Genomic DNA, 19,816 nt, shown 5'->3' on the forward strand with positions numbered 1-19,816 from the left:
AACATTCCTGTTCCACTAGCAAGTGCAGGGGACCAAGTACCACCAATATCAGGCGTACCACCTAAACTGTCAAATAAGTCTACGGCAGTATCTGTATTACAAAGTTCTAAAGTGCCATCAGTTCCAGCATCATTTACATCAGATAAAGAAACAGTGACAGTTGCAGAATTATTTCCACATGAATTGTTTAAAGTATATGTATAAACACCTTCAGGATCTGTGTTAGGGTCAAATATTCCAGTTCCGCTGGTTAGTGCAGGGGACCAAGTACCACCAGTTTCAGGTGTGCCAGAAAGACTATCAAATAAATTAACCGTATTTGTTGAATCACATAAATTAAGTGTTCCGTCNATACCACCTAAACTGTCAAATAAGTCTACGGCAGTATCTGTACTACAAAGTTCTAAAGTGCCATCAGTTCCAGCATCATTTACATCAGATAAAGAAACAGTGACAGTTGCAGAATTAGTTCCGCATGAATTGTTTAAAGTATATGTATAAACACCTTCAGGATCTGTATTAGGGTCAAATATTCCAGTTCCGCTGGTTAGTGCAGGGGACCAAGTACCACCAGTTTCAGGTGTGCCAGAAAGGCCATCAAATAAATTAACCGTACTTGTAGCGTCACATAAATTAAGTGTTCCGTTATTTCCTGCATCAGGTATTTGTAAAACAGTAACCGTTATTGTAGCTGAGTCATCAGGACATAAATTAGTGCTATTGGAAACGGTGTATGTGTATATGTCGGCAGCATCTACCATAGGATCAAACACTCCAGTACCACTTGCTAAGGCAGGTGTCCATGTTCCTCCTGCATCAGGTGTTCCTCCTAAGCTATCAAATAAATTTACAGGACTATTATTAAAACAAAGTTCTACAATGCTGTCATTTCCTGCATTATTAGCATCTGTAACCGAAACGGTAATAGAAGCAGAACTGTTGCCGCATACAGGTGAACTTATAGTGTAGGTGTATATACCTTCAGGATCAGTATTAGGGTCAAAAACTCCAGTTCCACTTGTTAGTGTTGGAGACCATGTACCACCTGATTGTGGTGTGCCAGAAAGATTATTAAATAAATCTACTGAATTTGCTAGGCTACATATGTTTAAGGAATTATCCTCTCCAGCATCTGGAGATATTTCAATTGATACTTCAACAATAGCATCATCGCCAGAACAAGGCCCTGAACTAGGCGTTGTATAGGTGTATATACCTGCAGAGTCAATTAAAGGGTCAAAAATTCCTGTTCCACTATTAAGTGATGGAGTCCAAACTCCTCCAGTATCTGGAGAACCTCCTAGACTATCAAAAAGATCAATAGTGCCATCATTGGTACAAGCCGTAACAGAACCGTCTATACCTGCATTTTGAAAAGGTACAACAGTTATTAAAACTGTAGCAGTAGCATCTGCGCAAGGACCTGTTCCAGGGACTGTGTACATATAATCACCTACTGCGTCAACCAAAGGGTCAAAGATATTTGTTCCACTAGCTAGGGCAGGAGACCAAGTTCCACCTACATCTGGTGTTCCTCCTAAGTTGTCAAATAAATTAATAGTTCCATCATTGCTACAAATATTTATTGTAGTGTCTATACCTGCATCTGGTGCTGTTTCTATAGAAACTTCAACTGTAGCAGTGTCATCTGAGCAAGGTCCTGTGCTAGAAGTTGTATATGTATAGGTACCAGCGACATCTATTGTTGGGTCAAAAACCCCAGTTCCGCTATTAAGTGTTGGAGTCCAAACGCCTCCAACTTCAGGGCTACCGCCTAAACTATCGAAAAGGTCAACTGTACCTCCATTACTACAAAGGTTTATGGAGCCATCTAAGCCTGCATTTTGAAATGGAGTTATTGAAATTGTTACTGTTGCAGTTGCATCAGCACAAGGGTCTGTTCCTGTAACTGTATATGTGTATGTGCCAATAGGATCAACTAAAGGGTCAAAAAGACCTGTTCCGCTAGAAAGTGAAGGTGTCCATGTACCGCCAATTTCAGGAGTACCTTCAAGAGTATCGAACAAGTCAATTATTCCATTGTTACTACAAAGATTTATTGTAGCATTTTCACCGGCATCTGGCTCTTGAATAATTATAACATTAACTTCCGCAGTAACATCTGTACAAGGCGGTGTACCGGCCAAGGTATAGGTATAAACACCTGGAGTATCTATTGAAGGATCAAAAACACCAGTGTTACTAGCAAGTGCAGGCGACCAAGTTCCTCCAACTTGAGGAGTACCTCCAAGACTATCAAATAAATCTACTGTTGCTAAATCATTACTGCAAATTGTGAGTGTAGCATTGCTACCTGCAATTGGTAATGGAACTACAGATACAGTAATTGTTGCCGATTCGTTTGGACAAGGATCGTTTCCTGTAAAAGAATAGGTATAAATACCTGCAGTATCAATTAATGGATCAAAAATGCTTGTTCCGCTATTTAATGCAGGAGTCCAAACTCCGCCGAGGTCAGGAGTGCCACCAAGGCTATCAAATAAATCTATAGTACCAATATTATCACAAATGTCAATAGTTCCATTTTCACCGGCATTTTTATAGGGTGTTACTGAAACATTCACTGTTGCTGTTGCATCAGCACATGGACCTGTTCCACTTACGGTATAGGTGTATAAGCCATCTGAGTCTGTCGCTGGATCAAAAACACCTGTTCCACTTGTCAGTGCAGGCGACCAAATACCTCCAACTTCAGGTGTGCCACCTATTATAGAAAATAAATCAATAGGTGCATCATTACTACATAAATCTATTGTTCCATTTGTACCTGCATTTGGTTCAGGAGTTATAGAAACTGTAACTGTAGCAGATTCATTAGGGCAGCTATTATTGGAGCTAACAGTATAAGTATACTCACCAACAGGATCAACGTTAGGGTCGAAAATACCTGATCCGCTATTTAAAGTTGGTGTCCAAGTACCTCCAATATCAGGAGAGCCTTGTAATGATGAAAATAAGTCGAATGTAGAATTTAAATCATTATCACAAATTTCTAAAATACCATCCTCGCCAGGATCAGGCCCTGTAACTAAAATTGTAGTAACAGCTAACCTACCTGCACTTTCACATGGCGGATCTATTGTTGTTCCATAATATGTTTGTCCATTTAATAATGGAGTATTTAAAGGTAATGGTAAAGCTGAAAATATTGATATGTACCAATTATTGTTGCCACTCGCGACTAAATCCCCTACAGTTGGAGTAGAGGTTGGAGAAACACAAAATTCTTGAATCATATCTCCTGCAGGCATGGAAGTAGAGCCAACCTTAACCAAAACTGTTAGCCTAGATGTTCTACAGCTTCCGTCAGGGCTTGCTTGATCTGCATAATACAATGTATCATCAATTAGTATGGTTGAGCCATCTAAAGGTAAACCACCAGAAGGTGTTAAATACCATTGAACATCATTACCAGTGGCGATTAAGCTACTAACAGTAGCCATTGTAGGATCATCTATACAAACTCCTTGGAAATTATTACCTACAGGTGGTCCGTATATAGTGATATCTACACGAGCTCTTGATCCACATGAGCCTGAACTATCATCTGCATAATAATCCTCACCATTTATTAGACTTTCAGTATTTGATAATGGAATGGTTGAGTCAGCGGTTTCGTACCAAACAACACCACCACCATTGTCTATGGCTTGTAAATCTCCGACTAATAGAGATTGAACATCACATAAAACTTGTGAACTATTTGTTACTGTTGGACATTGTGCATTAACATAAGTTAATCCAGAGGTAATTGATATTAATAGAAATGTTACATATATATAATAACACTTAAGACTTTGCTGCTTGGCTTTCATTAAAAAAATTTAGAATAATTACTTTTGTTGAAATCGATGCCATGGATTAAGAACAGCAAGTTCAAAATATAATCGTTGTCTTGCTAATTTGTAAGATTAAGGGGGAAACAAATATATGTAAATAGCACCTACTTAACAAAATTAAAATATAACAGTTTTATAGTTTTTTTATTTATTTAATCAAATACATTATTCAAGTTCAGTTATGCCTTCATCAGAGAGGTATTGCATTATGCGAATACCACCAGAATTAGAATAGCTATTATCTGTTGTTTTTTGATAATCGAATTTAAAGTGTGGGTGTTCAGAAACGATAGTACTTACAGTATCTTCAAAAGAAGCACTTTGAGAAAGTCTCAGTAATATATCTAGAGTAACATCAAAGCCTAGTTCTGATTCTCTTGATGGTTGTGATCCAAAGACATCCTCGTAATTGCTTCTGAATTCATTGACACCTTTTTTGTTTCTAGGATCTGTAACTGTTGGAAATATGAGTTTTAAAACGCGATATCTCATATCGGAAACTTCATTTTGATTAGGCAATAATGAAGATTTAAGCATTACAATTTGAATATTGTAGTCAGATAGTTTGCTCATTAATGCTGTTGTAGAGTTAATGAAAACAATAGTTTTTTCACTATCTAAGACTATATAATTGAGTTTGGTCTTGCTTAGTGTGTTTTCTAATGCATTAGATTCAAAAAAACCTGCTTTGTCAACTTTTAAGAATTTAGCATCAGGAATCGTAGTTAAGATTACATCTTTATTTCTAGCCTCATCAAGATCACTAACAACAACGACATGAGCATTCTGTTTTGCGAGGTAGTTTAATGTTTTTGTTTTTTGTAAATCTTCAGAAGGAATTGACTGATAGACTTTAATACTGTCTTTAGGGCTGATGTTAGATTCTATGTCAATAATAGACATATTTTCATTAGAATTAATACTAGGATAATTTGAAGAATTGTCTAAAAATGGCACTAACATTGCATTTTTTTTATGTGGACTTTCAATTGTTAATTGAGATTTTGCAATGTTCTTTTTAATTAATGTGACATCAAAATTTAGATTTAAAGTTTTTGCAGAATCTATAGCGATCTGTGCACCTTGGAAAAAATCTATATATTTTTGAAGATCAGCATTTAGGTTAATCAATTTATCTCTTAGTTCTGGTGAACTCAATTCTTCACTAGAAAAAGGAGTATAAAAATAAATACCACTTGCAGTTTCTGTAACTAAGTTGTCTAATAAAGCTTCGTTTTTATTAATTGCTACTGCTTCTGCTGAATTTTGGGGAGCTGTAACTGTTGTATTTTGAGGAGTTGTAATTGTTGCGTTTTGCACAACATTTACAGGCATTTTTATGATATCACCAGTATTTACAGAAGTAAGTAATTTAGGGTTTAAAGTTGTAAAAGCATCAATTGTCATGCCTGCTTTTTTTGCTAAGCCGTAAAGGGTTTCTTTAGGTTGTATAATGTAGTCTTTATAGCCGTCTTCTGAAATTGTAGCTTCTATTTCTGTAGCAGTGCCTTCGGTATTGTTAGCTATTTCTTCTTGGGTGTTAGAAACAGTATTGTTAATATTCAGTCTATGGCCAGCCATTAACATATCTATAATATGCGGATTTTTATTTTCAAGTTCTGCAATAGTCATATTAAAACGCTTTGCTAATTGAAATTTTGTATCTCCTGGTTTTACTAAATATTCGCCATCGATGATGATTTCAGAATTCTTATCAGGAATGATTAACGTTTGTCCTATCTGTAAAAATTCAGATAAACGACCAGAGTTTGCAGCTTCTAATTGAGCCACACTTATTCCGTTTTCTCTAGCAATTCCCCATAATGTTTCACCTTTAACTACAATATGTTCTCCTTCTGCAGCAACACGTTCTTCTTCTTTAATAGATTTATCTAAATTAATGATATGACCAGCTTGAAGCATTCTTACAATATGAGGGTTTTGCTGTTCTAACATCGCAATGCTAACACCAAAACGTCTCGAAAGACCAGATTTTGTTTCTCCGCGTTTTACTTCGTAATTGCTAATTTGTGTGTCGTTAATGATTGTGTTACTTGTAGAAGAAACAGTTGTATCGTTAGAATTAGGGATTTTTAAAGTATTGCCTGCATAAATAACATCTTTAGAACCAGGATTAAGTTCAAAAATAGCATTGATACTAACTCCATATTTTCTAGAAATCATATAAACACTTTCACCCTTTTGAATAGCATGTTCAATGTGTTTTTCTTGAGCCATTGCAAATTCAAAGCTTAAAAATAAAACTAAGATAAGCGTAAAATATCTCCCCATTCTTTTTAGAAATTTAATTAGAATATGTCGTAATTGATACAGGTTTTCAAATACATTATATTTTGTGTTAAACCAACAATAGGTGTGCAAGAAAAGGGCTGTTTCTTGAAAAATTTTGTTCGTTATTTTTTGTGTGAAAATTACTTCTCAACACGCGCAATAAAATTACTAAAAAATTACGTTTAATGTCTTAAATAAATACTTGTTATCAACAGGATGTTAACAATATTTTTTTGTTTAATTTTTTAGGTTATTTTTAAGATCAAATAGTTTTAATATTAATGAACGAAAAGTCTATAATCGTAAGTCATAACTAGTAAGTATATAGTATCTTTGTAGCCTTAAATAAAAAACAATGAGCAATATAGTCGCTGTAGTAGGTCGTCCAAATGTAGGTAAGTCGACGTTTTTTAATCGTTTAATAAAAAGACGTGAAGCAATTGTTGATGCTGTAAGTGGTGTAACAAGAGATCGTCATTACGGTAAAACAGATTGGAATGGTAAAGAATTTTCTTTGATTGATACAGGTGGATATGTCGTTGGAAGTGATGACGTTTTTGAAGCCGAAATAGATAAGCAAGTAGAATTAGCTATAGAGGAAGCAGATGCCATTATTTTTATGGTTGATGTCGAATCTGGTGTTACTGGCATGGATGAAGATGTAGCTCAATTATTAAGAAAAGTTAAGAAACCTGTTTTTTTAGTTGTTAATAAGGTTGATAATAATAAGCGTTTAGAAGATGCTGTTGAATTTTATTCACTTGGTTTAGGTGAATATTTTGCTATTGCAAGTATTAATGGCAGTGGAACAGGAGATTTATTAGATGCTGTAGTTGAAGCGTTACCAGAAAAAGAAGAGGTAGAAGAAGATGAATTGCCGCGCTTTGCTGTGGTAGGAAGGCCAAATGCTGGTAAATCGTCATTCATTAATGCATTAATTGGTGAGGAGCGTTATATTGTTACTGATATTGCAGGGACGACACGAGATTCGATAGATACAAAATACAATCGTTTTGGATTTGAATTTAATTTGGTTGATACGGCAGGTATACGTCGTAAATCTAAAGTAAAAGAAGATTTAGAGTTTTATTCTGTTATGCGAAGCGTAAGAGCAATAGAGCATTGTGATGTTTGTTTAGTTGTTTTAGATGCAACGCGTGGATTTGATGGTCAAGTTCAAAATATTTTTTGGTTAGCAGAACGCAATAGAAAAGGTATTGTTATTCTTGTTAATAAATGGGATTTAGTAGAGAAAAATACTAAAACAGCAAAAGAGTTTGAGCAGCACATTAGAAAAGAAATAGCCCCGTTTACAGATGTACCAATCGTTTTTATTTCGGTATTAAACAAGCAACGTATTTTTAAGGCTATAGAAACTGCGGTTGAGGTTTATAAAAATAGAACTAAACGTATTAAAACAAGTGTACTTAACGAAGCGTTGTTGCCAATAATAGAGCATCAGCCACCTCCAGCATACAAAGGTAAGTTTGTTAAAATAAAGTACATTATGCAGTTGCCAACTCCGCAACCTCAATTTGCATTTTTCTGTAATTTACCGCAATACGTTAAGGATCCGTATAGACGATTTTTAGAAAATAAATTAAGAGAACAGTTCGATTTTAATGGTGTTCCAGTAAGTGTTTATATGAGAAAAAAATAATAGCTTTAATTTTTTTATGAAAAAAATTAAAAGCTTCATTTTGCTCTTATGCTTTTGGATTTGTCATTTTTATGGATTTTCACAAAACCTTCCGCCTGAAATAATTGTTTCGGGCGGACAAGTATATTGTCCTCAGTCACAAGTCCCAATAGTGACTTCTGCTTCCATTACCGATCCTGATCCAGAAGATACGACGTTATCTGAAATTTTTATACAGATAGCAGAAGGGTATCAAAACGGTCAAGATACTTTAGAACTTATGGGAAGCAATCCTAGTATTACATCAAGTTGGAATGCTACAGAAGGACTTTTAACATTAACCGGACCAGCTACTTTTGATGAGTTTAATAATGCTATTGAAAATATAGTTTTTCAAACCACTCAAGTTGTATTTACTCAAGACCGACAGTTTTCCATCAACTTAGGAGATGCGAATTATTTACCCAGTACTGGGCACTATTATTTTTATGTTGCAGATCCAGGTATTACTTGGATTGAAGCAAGAGATGCAGCAGCACAACAAACTTATTTTGGATTACAAGGTTATTTGGCCACATTAACATCTCAGGAAGAGTCGCAATTGGCTGGTGAGCAAAGTGCAGGAACGGGGTGGATTGGAGGATCTGATGCCGAAACTGAAGGTGTCTGGAAATGGGTAACAGGACCAGAGGCAGGTACCGTATTTTGGCAAGGTAATGTTAATGGAAGTGCGCCTAATGAAGCCTTTTCATTTTGGAACACTAATGAACCTAATAATGCAGGTGATGAAGATTATGCCCATATCACTGATCCGTCTATTGGTATTCTAGGAGCTTGGAATGATTTAGCAAATACAGGAGACCTAAATAGTGATGGGCCTTACCATCCTCAAGGTTATATAGTTGAATACGGAGGGATGCCCAATGAACCAGAAATTAATTTATCTGCAAGCACAACGCTTATAATGCCTAGAGTTTTAGATAATGATATTATAGTTTGTGCTGCCAATACTTTTACTTTAATGGCTGAGGCATCAACCATTGATGTGTTGTGGTTTGAAAGCCCAACTTCCACAACTCCAATTCATACAGGATTAAGTTATGATGTTAATATAACAACGACAACAACCTATTGGTTGTTGCCTGTTGTAAATGCTTGTCTAACCAATGTAGAAAGATATCCTTTAACGGTAACTATTAGTGAGACACCAAGTGTTAATAATATGACTATTAGCCAATGTGAAGATGCTATAATGGATGGGATTTCTAATTTTAATCTTAATGAATATCGTGATGTCATAGTTAATGGTAGTTTAGATAATCTTGAAGTTCATTTTTTTGAAACCATGGCCTTGTCCATTCCAATAAATACTGACGATTATACCAATCTATATAATAATCAGACAGTGTATGCTCAAGTTACTAATACCTTAACAGGTTGTGTAGCTATTGCAGAGCTGCTTTTGTCTGTAAATACAAATGCCGTAAATAGTGCTGCAATATCAGTTTGCGATAATCTAGATGAGACAGGTTTGGTGAGCTTTGATTTATCATTGGCCGAAAGTCAAATTTTGAATACAGAGAGTGCTGATATTACAATTTTAGGTTACTACGCAACTCATAACGATGCCTTGCTTCAAGCGAATCAACTAACAACGAACTATACCAATACACAAGCATATAACCAAACGATTTTTGCAAGATTAGAACAAAATGGTAGTTGTTATAGTATTGCGGAAGTCAACTTAAGTGTAGAGCGTTTGCCAAGTCTTCTTGAAGATGAGACGGTGTTTTATTGTACAAATACATTTCCGGATACTATTTCACTGACTGCTGGTGTTGTTGGTGATATTCCTAATAACTACTATTACAATTGGTCTACAGGAGAAACAACGATTAACATTGCGATTAATGAGCCTGGAAATTACACTGTAGAAGTTACCAAGCCTTTTGGCTGTTCAAATACTAGAACCATTACGGTTTTGCCTTCAAATACTGCAACTTTTGAAACTATTGATGTTACCGATTTGTCAGAGAACAATATTGTTTCTGTTAGTGTTTCAGGAGATGGGGATTATATGTATGCTCTAGATAGTGAAAATGGCCCATATCAAGATTCTAATAGTTTTGAAAATGTGGCCTCAGGAATTCATACTGTATATGTTAAAGATCTTAAAGCCAATTGCGGAATTGTATCAACAGATATTTCTGTTTTAGGATTTCCAAAATTCTTTACACCAAATGGAGATACTGTAAATGATACTTGGCAGATTAAAGGATTCACTTCAGAATTTGAAATTATGGCTCGCATAGATATTTTTAATCGGTATGGGAAACGAGTTGGTACATTAAATAGAAATCAACCAAAATGGGAGGGGACTTATAATGGAAAATTATTACCTACGGATGATTATTGGTTTGTGGCAGAGTTTGCAGATGGCAGAATTATTAAAGGTCATTTGACGCTAAAACGGTAATTTTATCAAAATTTTAAGAAATTTCATACGATTTCTAGCTTTCTTGCGTTTTTAAATCGGCTAACCATCAATCAACCAATCAATCACATGAAAAAACTAAGTTTAGTTTTTGCAATTTTACTTGCACTACAATCATTTTCTCAAGAAAAATCATTCGAAATTACAGGAACACTAAAAGCAGAAGATACAGAGTTGCCTTTAGAATCTGCAACAGTTTATTTAGAACGTGTAAAAGACAGTTCGGTAGTGACTTATACAATTACAGATAAAAATGGGAAATTTAAAATTGAAAATTCAACCTACGATAAAAGTTTAAATTTCTACGTGTCTTATGTAGGTTACAAAACGTATTTTAAGGAAATCGTAATAGATAAAGACAAGATAGATTTAGGTACTATAGTAATGCCTTTAGATAATCAATTAGGTGAAGTTTTAGTGAAATCTACAGCTCCGATAACGATTAAAAAAGACACCTTAGAGTTTAATGTAAAATCGTTTAAAACAAAAAAAGACGCCAACGTTGAAGATTTATTAAAGCAATTACCAGGGGTAGAAGTTGATGAAGAAGGTAACATTACAGTTAATGGTAAAAGTGTCAATAAAATTTTGGTGAATGGCAAGCCCTTTTTTGGTGATGATCCAACTATTACCACCAAGAATTTAACGAAGGATATAATTGAAAAAATTCAGGTTGTAGATACAAAAACCAAATCGGAAGCCTTTACGGGAGAGGAAGGCGATAAAGAAAATAAAACCATAAATCTTACCATTAAAGAAGAAAACAATAAAGGAGTTTTTGGACGTGTCTCTGCAGGAGTAGGGACTGATGAACGTTATGAGTTTGCCGGAATGATAAACTTGTTTGATAATGATAGGCGTATAAGTGTGCTTGCAGGAGGTAATAATACTAATACACCAGGTTTTAGCTTTGGCGAGATTTCTAAAATGTTTGGTGGTGGAGGCGGAGTTTCGTTTAGTAGTAATGGTTCTTTTACGTTAGGTGGTCGATCTTTTGGCGGAGGAGAAGGGATTACAACATCGCAAAATGCAGGGGTTAATTATGCCGATATTATAGGTGAAAAAACAGATGTGTCTGCCGATTATTTTTTCTCCTCAAGTAATTCTGAAAATGAAACGTCATCTGAGCGCGAAACTATTTTATCGGATTCACGGTTTTTTACCAATTCAAATTCTAAATCTGATAACGATACAGATAATCATTCTTTTAATTTGGAATTTGAAATTGAAACAGATTCTACTTTTCAAATTAATATAGAACCTTCGTTTGGCTATTCAACATCGCGAACGAGATATCGTAGTTATGAAGAAACCTTAGATGAAGATTTATTACTAACCAATCAATCTAATGTGAATTCCAATGTAGAGAGTGCAGTAAGACGGTTTTCGAATCAAATTTCTGTGACTAAGCGTTTAGGAAATAAAGGAGCTTTTATTAAAGCCGAATTAGAAACGAGTATTAATCAACAAGATAGTGATGATTATTTAGATTCAAATACAGAAGTTTTTGGTAGTAATCCAGAAAACATAGACAGAAACCAATTTACGGATGGTGAAAAAAATAGTTATGGTATTTCTACAGAATTATCCTATAGATTGCCAATAATAACTAAAAAGTTTTTCTTGAATTTAGAATATAAATATGCTAGAGATAAAGATAAAAATAGAGAAAGTACCTTCGATTTTGATGACGGAACACAGAGTTTTACGGATTTTAATACAGATTTAAGTACGGATTTTCAATACACAGATTATAGAAGTATTCCATCAGCTGGATTATCGTATAGAGGTGAAAAATTGTCTACAAGTTTTAATTTAGGTTACAACATGAGAACCTTGAAAAATGAAGATTTATTAAGACCGCAATTTAATGTCGAGCGCGATTTTGAAAATATAGAAGCTAATTCTTATATCAGCTATACGTTTAGTCCAAAATCTTCTATTTATATAAATTATTGGTTAGAAAATGAACCTCCAGGATTAAGACAACTTCAAGCATTTGAAGATGTATCAAATCCGCTACAAACAGTAATTGGTAATCCTAATTTAGAACCTTCAAATAGACATAGTTTTTATGCTGGTTATAATGGATTTGATTGGCAAAAGCGTACAGGGTTTTATGTGGGTATTAATGCGAGTGTTTCAGATAATCAAGTAGTATCTAAAACGATTGTAGATCCGGAAACGCTTAAGCGAACAACGACGTATGTAAACGTTGACGGTAATTATAATATTGGTGCTTGGGCAAATTATAATAAAGATTTTAAGATTGATACCTTAAGAACTATTAAACTAAAGTTTAGGGCGAGTTATAATTCTTCAAAAACACTTAACTTTAATAATGATGTAAAATACGCAAGTACGTCTGATAGGATATCACCTAGACTTGGTATAGATTTTATATGGGATAAAGTTTTAGAGTTTAAGCCATATTACCAGATCAGTTATACTAATACGGCCTATGATATTGAGGCGTTTGACAATAGACAATTTACAAGTCATAATGCAGGAGTAAGAACAGCTACTTTTTTACCTAAAAACTTTGAGTGGAGAAATGATGTGAACTTTAATTATAATCCTAATGTGGCAGATGGTTTTCAGAAAAGTGCTTGGTTTTGGAATTCAACATTAGCCTATAGTATGTTTAAAGATAAAGCCATTATAACATTAAAGGTGTACGATTTGTTAAATCAAAACACTAATGCAAGACGTATAGCCACTCAAGATTATATTGAGGATAGACAGAGTACTGTTTTAAGGCAGTATTTTATGCTAAGCTTAAGTTACAAATTTAATAGTTTAGGAAGCAAAGGAGAAACAAGAGGTAGCGATATGATCTATTTTGATTAATCCCAAAGCATAATTAAAGAGTCTAGAGCTTTAGTGACTCCATCATAATAATTACGTGTTTTAAATTCCGGAATCATAATATTGTCAATTATAACTTTACAATCGTAATCAGAAATGGTTTGTTCTGTGCCAGATCCTGTTGAAATGGCAACTTTTCTATCATAATTAGAAATTGTTATGAGTAAACCATTGTTCTTTTCTTTTGTGCCAACTCCCCATTTTTGACCAACTTCAGTTCCAAATTTCTGAATGTTTGTAGTATTAGGTAAGGAGTCTATGGTAAGAATAGCAATTTGATTTGTGGTGCGTTTTTCGTACCCAATGATTTTATAAGTTAAAGAGTCGCTTTCAACGTTTGAAAATAAATTGGCTAAATCTACAACTCGTTTTTGAGATGCGTTTAATGGGATATACGATGGTATCGTTTCAACATCAGCCTGCTTTTCTTTACAATTTAAAAACAAAAAGAAGACAAGTGTAATTTGAAAGGCAAATTTGAATCGCATAAATAAATTTTTGAATTGAAAAAAAATATTGATTACTGCAACTAAAAACCGTGGCTAAATTTACCACCCACCAGAAGCACCTCCGCCTCCAAAGCTTCCGCCTCCAAAGCCGCCACCAAAACCACCGCCGCCAAAGCTTCCACCTCCAGAGCTGCCACCAAAGCCTCCAAATCCGCCAGACGATGAACCTTTAGAATAGCTACCACGTCCCATATTGCTTAAAATAATGGCTTCTAATAAGCTTCTACTATCTGAGTGGTTTCCGCCATTGCCGCCACTTCCGCCACCACGACTTTTGGAAATTGCTATAATAAATATTACAAAAATGATGAATAGAAAAAAGAGGACTTCAAAAGGGAATTCATTTTCTGTTTGTCTTGTGCCTTTATATTCGCCAGTCATCACTTCAAAAATGACGTCAGTAGCACGGTTTAATCCGCCGTAGTAATCATTTTTTTTAAAGTAAGGAATAATATCATTATTTATAATACGCTTACTTAAAGCATCTGTAAGTAAATGCTCAACACCTTTACCTGTACTGATGTTTATTTTTCGATCGTTTCTTGCTAAAAGAATAAAAATACCATTGTCCTTGTCTGCTTGTCCAATTCCCCATTTTTCACCCCATTGTGCGCCTAAATAATTGATATATTCACCATTGGTTGAACCAATAATAGCAATAACAATTTGCGTTGAGGTAGAGTCAGAATAGCGTATTAGTTTTTGTTCTAAATTGCTTTTTTCTGATGCCGATAATAAATTAATATCATCATCGTAAACACTAGTTTGAAATTTAGGTTTTTCAGGAATATTATATTGTGCTAGTCCTATTAGTGGACTAGTTAAAAGTAGTAGTACTAAAACCTTAAATGCTATGTGTTTGATGTTTTGCATTATCCTTTTGAGATTGTATTGTCCAGCTCGTTTTTATCGTTATGATCCCAAGGGAAATGTTGCGCCAATGCTTTACCTGCTTCTCTAACTCCATCAATTAGACCTTGCTTAAAGTTTCCTGATTTAAATTGAGTCGCAATTTTATCACGTGTAGAATTCCAAAAATCTGCACCTACAATATTGTTTATGCCTTGGTCTCCGCAAATGACAAATGATTTATTATCTACGGCAACATAGATGAGCACACCATTTCGTTGGGCAGTATTATCCATTTTTAAAAAATGAAAAACCTCTAAAGCATGCTCGTAGACATCACTGTCACATTTCTGTTCTATATGCACTCGGATTTCACCAGAAGTATCACATTCAGCAATTCTAATCGCTTCAACAATTTCCGCTTCTTCGTTAGAAGTAAGGAACTGTTCAATATTTGGCATAATTAAATTTTATTTAAAGTCGAAATCAACATCTGGTGCATTTTCACTTCCAGCATCTGCTTTATATCTAGGCATTTCTTCAAATCCAAACCAACCAGCTAATACTGATCCTGGGAATTTTGAAGTATGTATGTCATAAATATTTACTTTTTCGTTGTAGCGATCTCTAGCGATATTAATTCGGTTTTCAGTGCCTTCTAATTGACTTTGAAGCTCTAAGAAATTTTGATTCGCTTTTAATTCAGGATAACGCTCTACAGACACTAATAACTTTGATAATGCTCCGCTTAATCCACTTTGCGCTTGTTGAAATTGTGCCATGTTATCAGCAGTTAAATTGCTTGCATCAATTGTTGTTGACGTTGCTTTTGCTCTAGCTTCAATTACAGCTGTTAAAGTTGATTTTTCAAAATCAGCCGCTCCTTGTACTGTTTTAACTAAGTTACCTATAAGGTCATTTCGTCTTTGGTAAGAACTTTCAACATTAGACCAGGCTGTTTTAGCATTAGCTTCATATTCTACAGCAGTATTGTTAAATCCTACAGCCCATTGATAAATTGCAAATGCTAATAGTGCAATAATAATAACTGGAATTAGCCATTTTTTCATAATAGTTTAGTTTTAAAGTTGTGTTTTAATTTTGTTAAGTTGTGCTTTTATGCTTTCAAGTTTTTCGATAATTTCAAATTTCTCTAAAGCTTGTTTCTTTTCTTCTTTAAGATGTGTTTTTGCCCCTTCTAAAGTAAATCCTCTTTCTTTTACCAAATGGTAAATAAACTTGAGGTTTTTAATATCTTCAGGAGTAAATTTACGGTTGCCTTTCGCGTTTTTTTTCGGTTTTAAAACATCAAATTCTTTTTCCCAAAAGCGAATTAGAGAAGCATTTACTTTAAAGGCCTTGGCAACTTCGCCAATACCATAATAACGTTTTTCTGGTAAGTCTATATGCATCTTAATCGAGAGATTGGTTTTCTAATGAAGCTTTTTTCAGCAGTATATCGTATTCTTCGGCAGATAAGTTACCATAATAAAAGTTGATAGGATTTATACGTTCCCCATCTTTAAAAATTTCATAGTGTAAATGTGGTGCTTCAGAACGCCCTGTACTTCCAACATAGCCAATTAAATCGCCACGTTTTACACGTTGATTTACTTTAACATTGTACTTGTATAAGTGCGCATACAAGGAAACATAGCCATAGCCATGATCTATTCGTATGTGGTTACCATAACCTGTAGAGGCATTATCAGCACGTTTTACAACTCCGTCACCAGAGGCATAAATAGGAGTGCCACGTGGTGCTGTAAAATCCATGCCAAAATGGAATTTTCTAACCTTGGTAAATGGATCGGTTCTATAGCCATATCCAGAAGCCATACGTGTCATGTTTTCATTACTTATAGGCTGAATTGCAGGTATAGCCTCTAAAAATTTTTCTTTGTCTTCTGCCAGTTTTGCAATTTCATCTAAAGACTTGGATTGTACAACGATTGCCTTTTCTAAAATATCCATTCGCTTATTGCTTTCTGCAATTAATTGCGAATTGTTATAACCTTCATATTTTTTATAACGGTTAATACCTCCAAATCCTGCTCTACGTTGTTCTGTAGGTATGGGGTTGGCTTCAAAATAGAGTCTGTAAATGGCATTATCGCGCTCTTCTACATTTTCTAAAGCAGCTATAGCATCGTCCATACGTTTGTTAATTAACTCGTATTGCAGTTCCATGTTTTGTAACTCTCTTGCTAACTGTCGTTCTTTAGGAGATTCAATATATTGACTTGCAATAAAAAATGCTAGAAACCCAAAAAGAGCAGCAGCAGTTAAAAACACTGAAGCGTATTTTATAGTGGTAGCTTTTTTCCGCTTTATTTTACGGTAAGAAAGCGTTTCAGAATCATAATAATATTTTACTTTAGCCATGTTTGAATTTATGCTATTTTTGCAGCTAATAAGCGCATAAAGCAAGCATCTTATATTAGCGTAACGTTCAAACCTACAAAAATAATATTAAATTATATTTTAATGCCTTTAATTTGTAGGTTCACGATCACCAAAATCTAAATTGAAAGATTGGTGAGTAAAGATAAAAAAATGTTTTGCATTTGTACTAATTTAATAAAGCAAGCTCTAATTTTTATATATGAAGTCTCAAGATATACGATCTAAATTTTTAAATTTCTTTGAAGGAAAACAACACCTTGTCGTTCCTTCTGCACCAATGGTATTAAAGGATGATCCAACATTAATGTTTGTGAATGCTGGTATGGTACCTTTTAAAGAATACTTTTTAGGGAATACTGAACCGAAGAAAAATAGGATTACAGATTCTCAAAAATGTTTGCGTGTTTCTGGTAAACATAATGATTTGGAAGAAGTTGGTTACGATACCTATCATCATACATTGTTTGAAATGTTGGGTAATTGGAGTTTTGGTGATTACTTTAAAAAAGAAGCCATTGCTTGGGCTTGGGAGTTACTAACTGAAGTTTATGGTATTGATAAAGATATACTTTATGTTACTGTTTTTGAGGGTAGTGATGACAATGATAACCTTGAGATGGATACAGAAGCTTACGATATTTGGAAGCAATATATTTCTGAAGACCGAATTTTAAAGGGTAATAAGAAAGATAATTTCTGGGAAATGGGAGATCAAGGACCTTGTGGACCTTGTAGTGAAATTCACGTAGACATTAGATCTGCTGAAGAAAAAGCAAAGGTTGATGGAAAGACTTTAATAAACATGGATCATCCACATGTGGTTGAAGTATGGAATTTGGTTTTTATGGAATACAACCGAAAAGCAAATGGTGCGTTAGAGGTGTTGCCAAATAAGCATATAGATACAGGAATGGGGTTTGAACGTTTATGTATGGTATTGCAAGGTGTGCAATCTAATTATGATACTGATGTTTTTACACCAATTATTAGAGAGGTTGAGGCTATTACAAATAAAGACTATAATAAGAATGAAGAGGTTGACGTTGCTATTCGTGTTATTTCAGACCATGTAAGAGCTGTTGCCTTTTCTATAGCAGATGGACAATTACCAAGCAATACAGGTGCTGGCTATGTTATTCGTAGAATTTTACGAAGAGCCGTGCGCTATGGATTTACGTTCTTAGATAAAAAGGAACCTTTTATATATCGTTTAGTAGATGTGCTGAGCAAAAAAATGGGTGATGCATTTCCAGAATTGCGTGCACAAAAAGTATTAATTGAAAATGTAATTAAAGAAGAAGAAGCCTCTTTTTTAAGAACATTAGATCAAGGTTTAGTATTGCTTAATCGTATAGTTGAAGAAACAAAAGGTGATACCGTTTCTGGTGAAAAAGCTTTTGAATTGTATGATACTTACGGTTTTCCTATTGATTTAACAGCTTTAATTCTATCCGAAAAGGATTTGAAATTAGACGAAAAAGGGTTTAATGAAGAACTGCAAAAGCAAAAAGACAGATCACGATCTGCTAGTGAAACATCTACTGAAGATTGGACTATTTTATTTGAAGACGACGTACAAGAATTTATAGGTTATGATGCTTTAGAAGCCAATGTAAAAATTGCTAGATACCGAAAAGTAACCTCAAAAAAAGATGGAGAAATGTATCAGTTAGTTTTCAATTTAACACCATTTTATCCTGAAGGAGGTGGGCAAGTTGGAGACAAAGGCGTGTTACAAGATGTGCATGGAGATGTGGTTTATATAGTAGATACTAAAAAAGAGAATAATGTTATTATTCATTTGTGTAAAAACTTACCAAAGCATATAAACGAAAACTTTAAAGCTGTTGTAAGTAGTGAGCACAGAGCATTGTCGTCTAGCAATCATACAGCAACACATTTATTACATCAGGCTTTAAGAGCTATTTTAGGAGAGCATGTAGAGCAAAAAGGATCTTTGGTAAAACCAAAATCATTACGTTTTGACTTTTCTCATTTTTCAAAAGTAACACCAGAGCAACTACAAGAAATAGAAGATTTTGTAAATGCCAGAATTGAAGGTAAATTACCTTTAGAAGAACAACGTAATATCCCAATGGAAAAAGCTCTTGAAGAAGGAGCTATGGCATTATTTGGTGAAAAATATGGAGATACGGTGAGAACGATTCGTTTTGGAAAGTCAATGGAATTATGTGGCGGAATTCATGTGAAAAACACGTCTGATATTTGGCATTTTAAAATTGTGTCTGAAGGAGCAGTTGCGGCAGGAATACGACGCATTGAAGCCATTACAAATAAAGCCGTTAGAGATTATTTTTCTGAGAATAATACAGCATACCTTGAAATGAAAGGCTTGCTAAATAATGCTAAAGAACCTGTAAAAGCATTAGAAAATCTTCAACATGAAAATAATGATTTAAAAAAGCAAATTGAAGTACTATTAAAAGATAAAGCCAAAAATATTAAAGGTGAATTAAAAAACGAATTAACCGAAATCAATGGTATTCAATTTTTAGCTAAGAAATTAGATTTAGATGCTTCAGGAATTAAAGATGTCTGTTTTGAATTGGGAAGTCAATTTGACAATTTATTCTTGTTATTTGGTGCTGAAAATGATGGTAAGGCAATTTTGTCTTGCTACATTTCTAAGGAATTAGTTGCTAGTAAAAACTTAAACGCAGGAACAATAGTGAGAGAACTCGGAAAACACATTCAAGGTGGAGGTGGAGGTCAGCCGTTCTTTGCAACTGCTGGAGGTAAAAATCCTGAGGGCATTGAAGCTGCTCTGGAGGCTGCTAAGGGATATTTAGTGTAAAAAATATTTCTCGCAAAGACACAGAGGCGCAAAGAAAAATAAGAAATTGTATTTATTGATAGGAGTGAGATTTTGCGCCTTAGT

Annotated in this window: 11 protein-coding genes; 4 read left to right on the forward strand and 7 right to left on the reverse strand. The window is 34.4% G+C overall.

Annotated features, from left to right (window positions below; genetic code table 11):
* Positions 1-4,025: 4,025 nt before the first annotated feature.
* On the reverse strand, positions 4,026-6,152 hold the full coding sequence (locus ABD730_RS07915; protein WP_334471177.1) for a LysM peptidoglycan-binding domain-containing protein: 2,127 nt from the start codon (positions 6,150-6,152) through the stop codon (positions 4,026-4,028).
* Between the two features lie 355 nt (positions 6,153-6,507).
* Here ABD730_RS07915 and der point away from each other — a divergent pair, with 355 nt between their 5' ends.
* From der to ABD730_RS07930, 3 genes are all read left to right on the forward strand, one after another.
* Positions 6,508-7,812 (forward strand): ribosome biogenesis GTPase Der, encoded by a 1,305-nt coding sequence (gene der, locus ABD730_RS07920; protein ID WP_334471179.1) that lies wholly within the window; start codon positions 6,508-6,510, stop codon positions 7,810-7,812.
* A 16-nt stretch (positions 7,813-7,828) separates the two neighbouring features.
* Positions 7,829-10,267 (forward strand): T9SS type B sorting domain-containing protein, encoded by a 2,439-nt coding sequence (locus tag ABD730_RS07925; RefSeq protein ID WP_344713788.1) that lies wholly within the window; start codon positions 7,829-7,831, stop codon positions 10,265-10,267.
* Between the two features lie 87 nt (positions 10,268-10,354).
* Positions 10,355-13,135 carry an outer membrane beta-barrel protein gene (locus tag ABD730_RS07930; protein WP_344713790.1) on the forward strand — a complete coding sequence of 927 codons (2,781 nt, stop codon included), beginning with the start codon at positions 10,355-10,357 and terminating at the stop codon, positions 13,133-13,135.
* Here the strand turns inward: ABD730_RS07930 and ABD730_RS07935 are convergent.
* The 6 genes from ABD730_RS07935 to ABD730_RS07960 are packed head-to-tail and all read right to left on the reverse strand — an operon-like array spanning position 13,132 to position 16,896.
* Positions 13,132-13,641, reverse strand: a complete 510-nt coding sequence (locus ABD730_RS07935; RefSeq protein WP_344713792.1) for a TPM domain-containing protein — start codon at positions 13,639-13,641, stop codon at positions 13,132-13,134. The genes ABD730_RS07930 and ABD730_RS07935 overlap by 4 nt on opposite strands.
* A gap of 60 nt (positions 13,642-13,701) precedes the next feature.
* The gene (locus ABD730_RS07940) at positions 13,702-14,535 is read right to left on the reverse strand and encodes a TPM domain-containing protein (protein WP_334471187.1); all 834 of its coding nucleotides are present in this window, start codon (positions 14,533-14,535) and stop codon (positions 13,702-13,704) included.
* Entirely contained in the window at positions 14,535-14,972 is a 438-nt protein-coding gene (locus tag ABD730_RS07945; RefSeq protein ID WP_334471189.1) for a TPM domain-containing protein, read from the reverse strand. The genes ABD730_RS07940 and ABD730_RS07945 overlap by 1 nt, the downstream gene beginning before the upstream one ends.
* Before the next feature lie 9 nt (positions 14,973-14,981).
* On the reverse strand, positions 14,982-15,581 hold the full coding sequence (locus ABD730_RS07950) for a LemA family protein (RefSeq protein ID WP_215924688.1): 600 nt from the start codon (positions 15,579-15,581) through the stop codon (positions 14,982-14,984).
* 12 nt (positions 15,582-15,593) lie between these two features.
* Positions 15,594-15,923: a MerR family transcriptional regulator gene (locus tag ABD730_RS07955; protein WP_215924689.1), complete on the reverse strand. Its 330-nt coding sequence runs from the start codon at positions 15,921-15,923 to the stop codon at positions 15,594-15,596.
* A gap of 1 nt (position 15,924) precedes the next feature.
* Positions 15,925-16,896 (reverse strand): M23 family metallopeptidase, encoded by a 972-nt coding sequence (locus tag ABD730_RS07960; protein WP_215924690.1) that lies wholly within the window; start codon positions 16,894-16,896, stop codon positions 15,925-15,927.
* 220 nt (positions 16,897-17,116) lie between these two features.
* On the opposite strand from ABD730_RS07960, the gene alaS reads away from it, so the two are divergent.
* On the forward strand, positions 17,117-19,732 hold the full coding sequence (alaS, locus tag ABD730_RS07965) for an alanine--tRNA ligase (protein ID WP_344713796.1): 2,616 nt from the start codon (positions 17,117-17,119) through the stop codon (positions 19,730-19,732).
* Positions 19,733-19,816: the final 84 nt, after the last annotated feature.

Origin of the sequence: Winogradskyella damuponensis (assembly GCF_039538385.1) — a bacterium.
In the GTDB taxonomy this organism is placed as follows: Bacteria; Bacteroidota; Bacteroidia; order Flavobacteriales; family Flavobacteriaceae; genus Winogradskyella; species Winogradskyella damuponensis.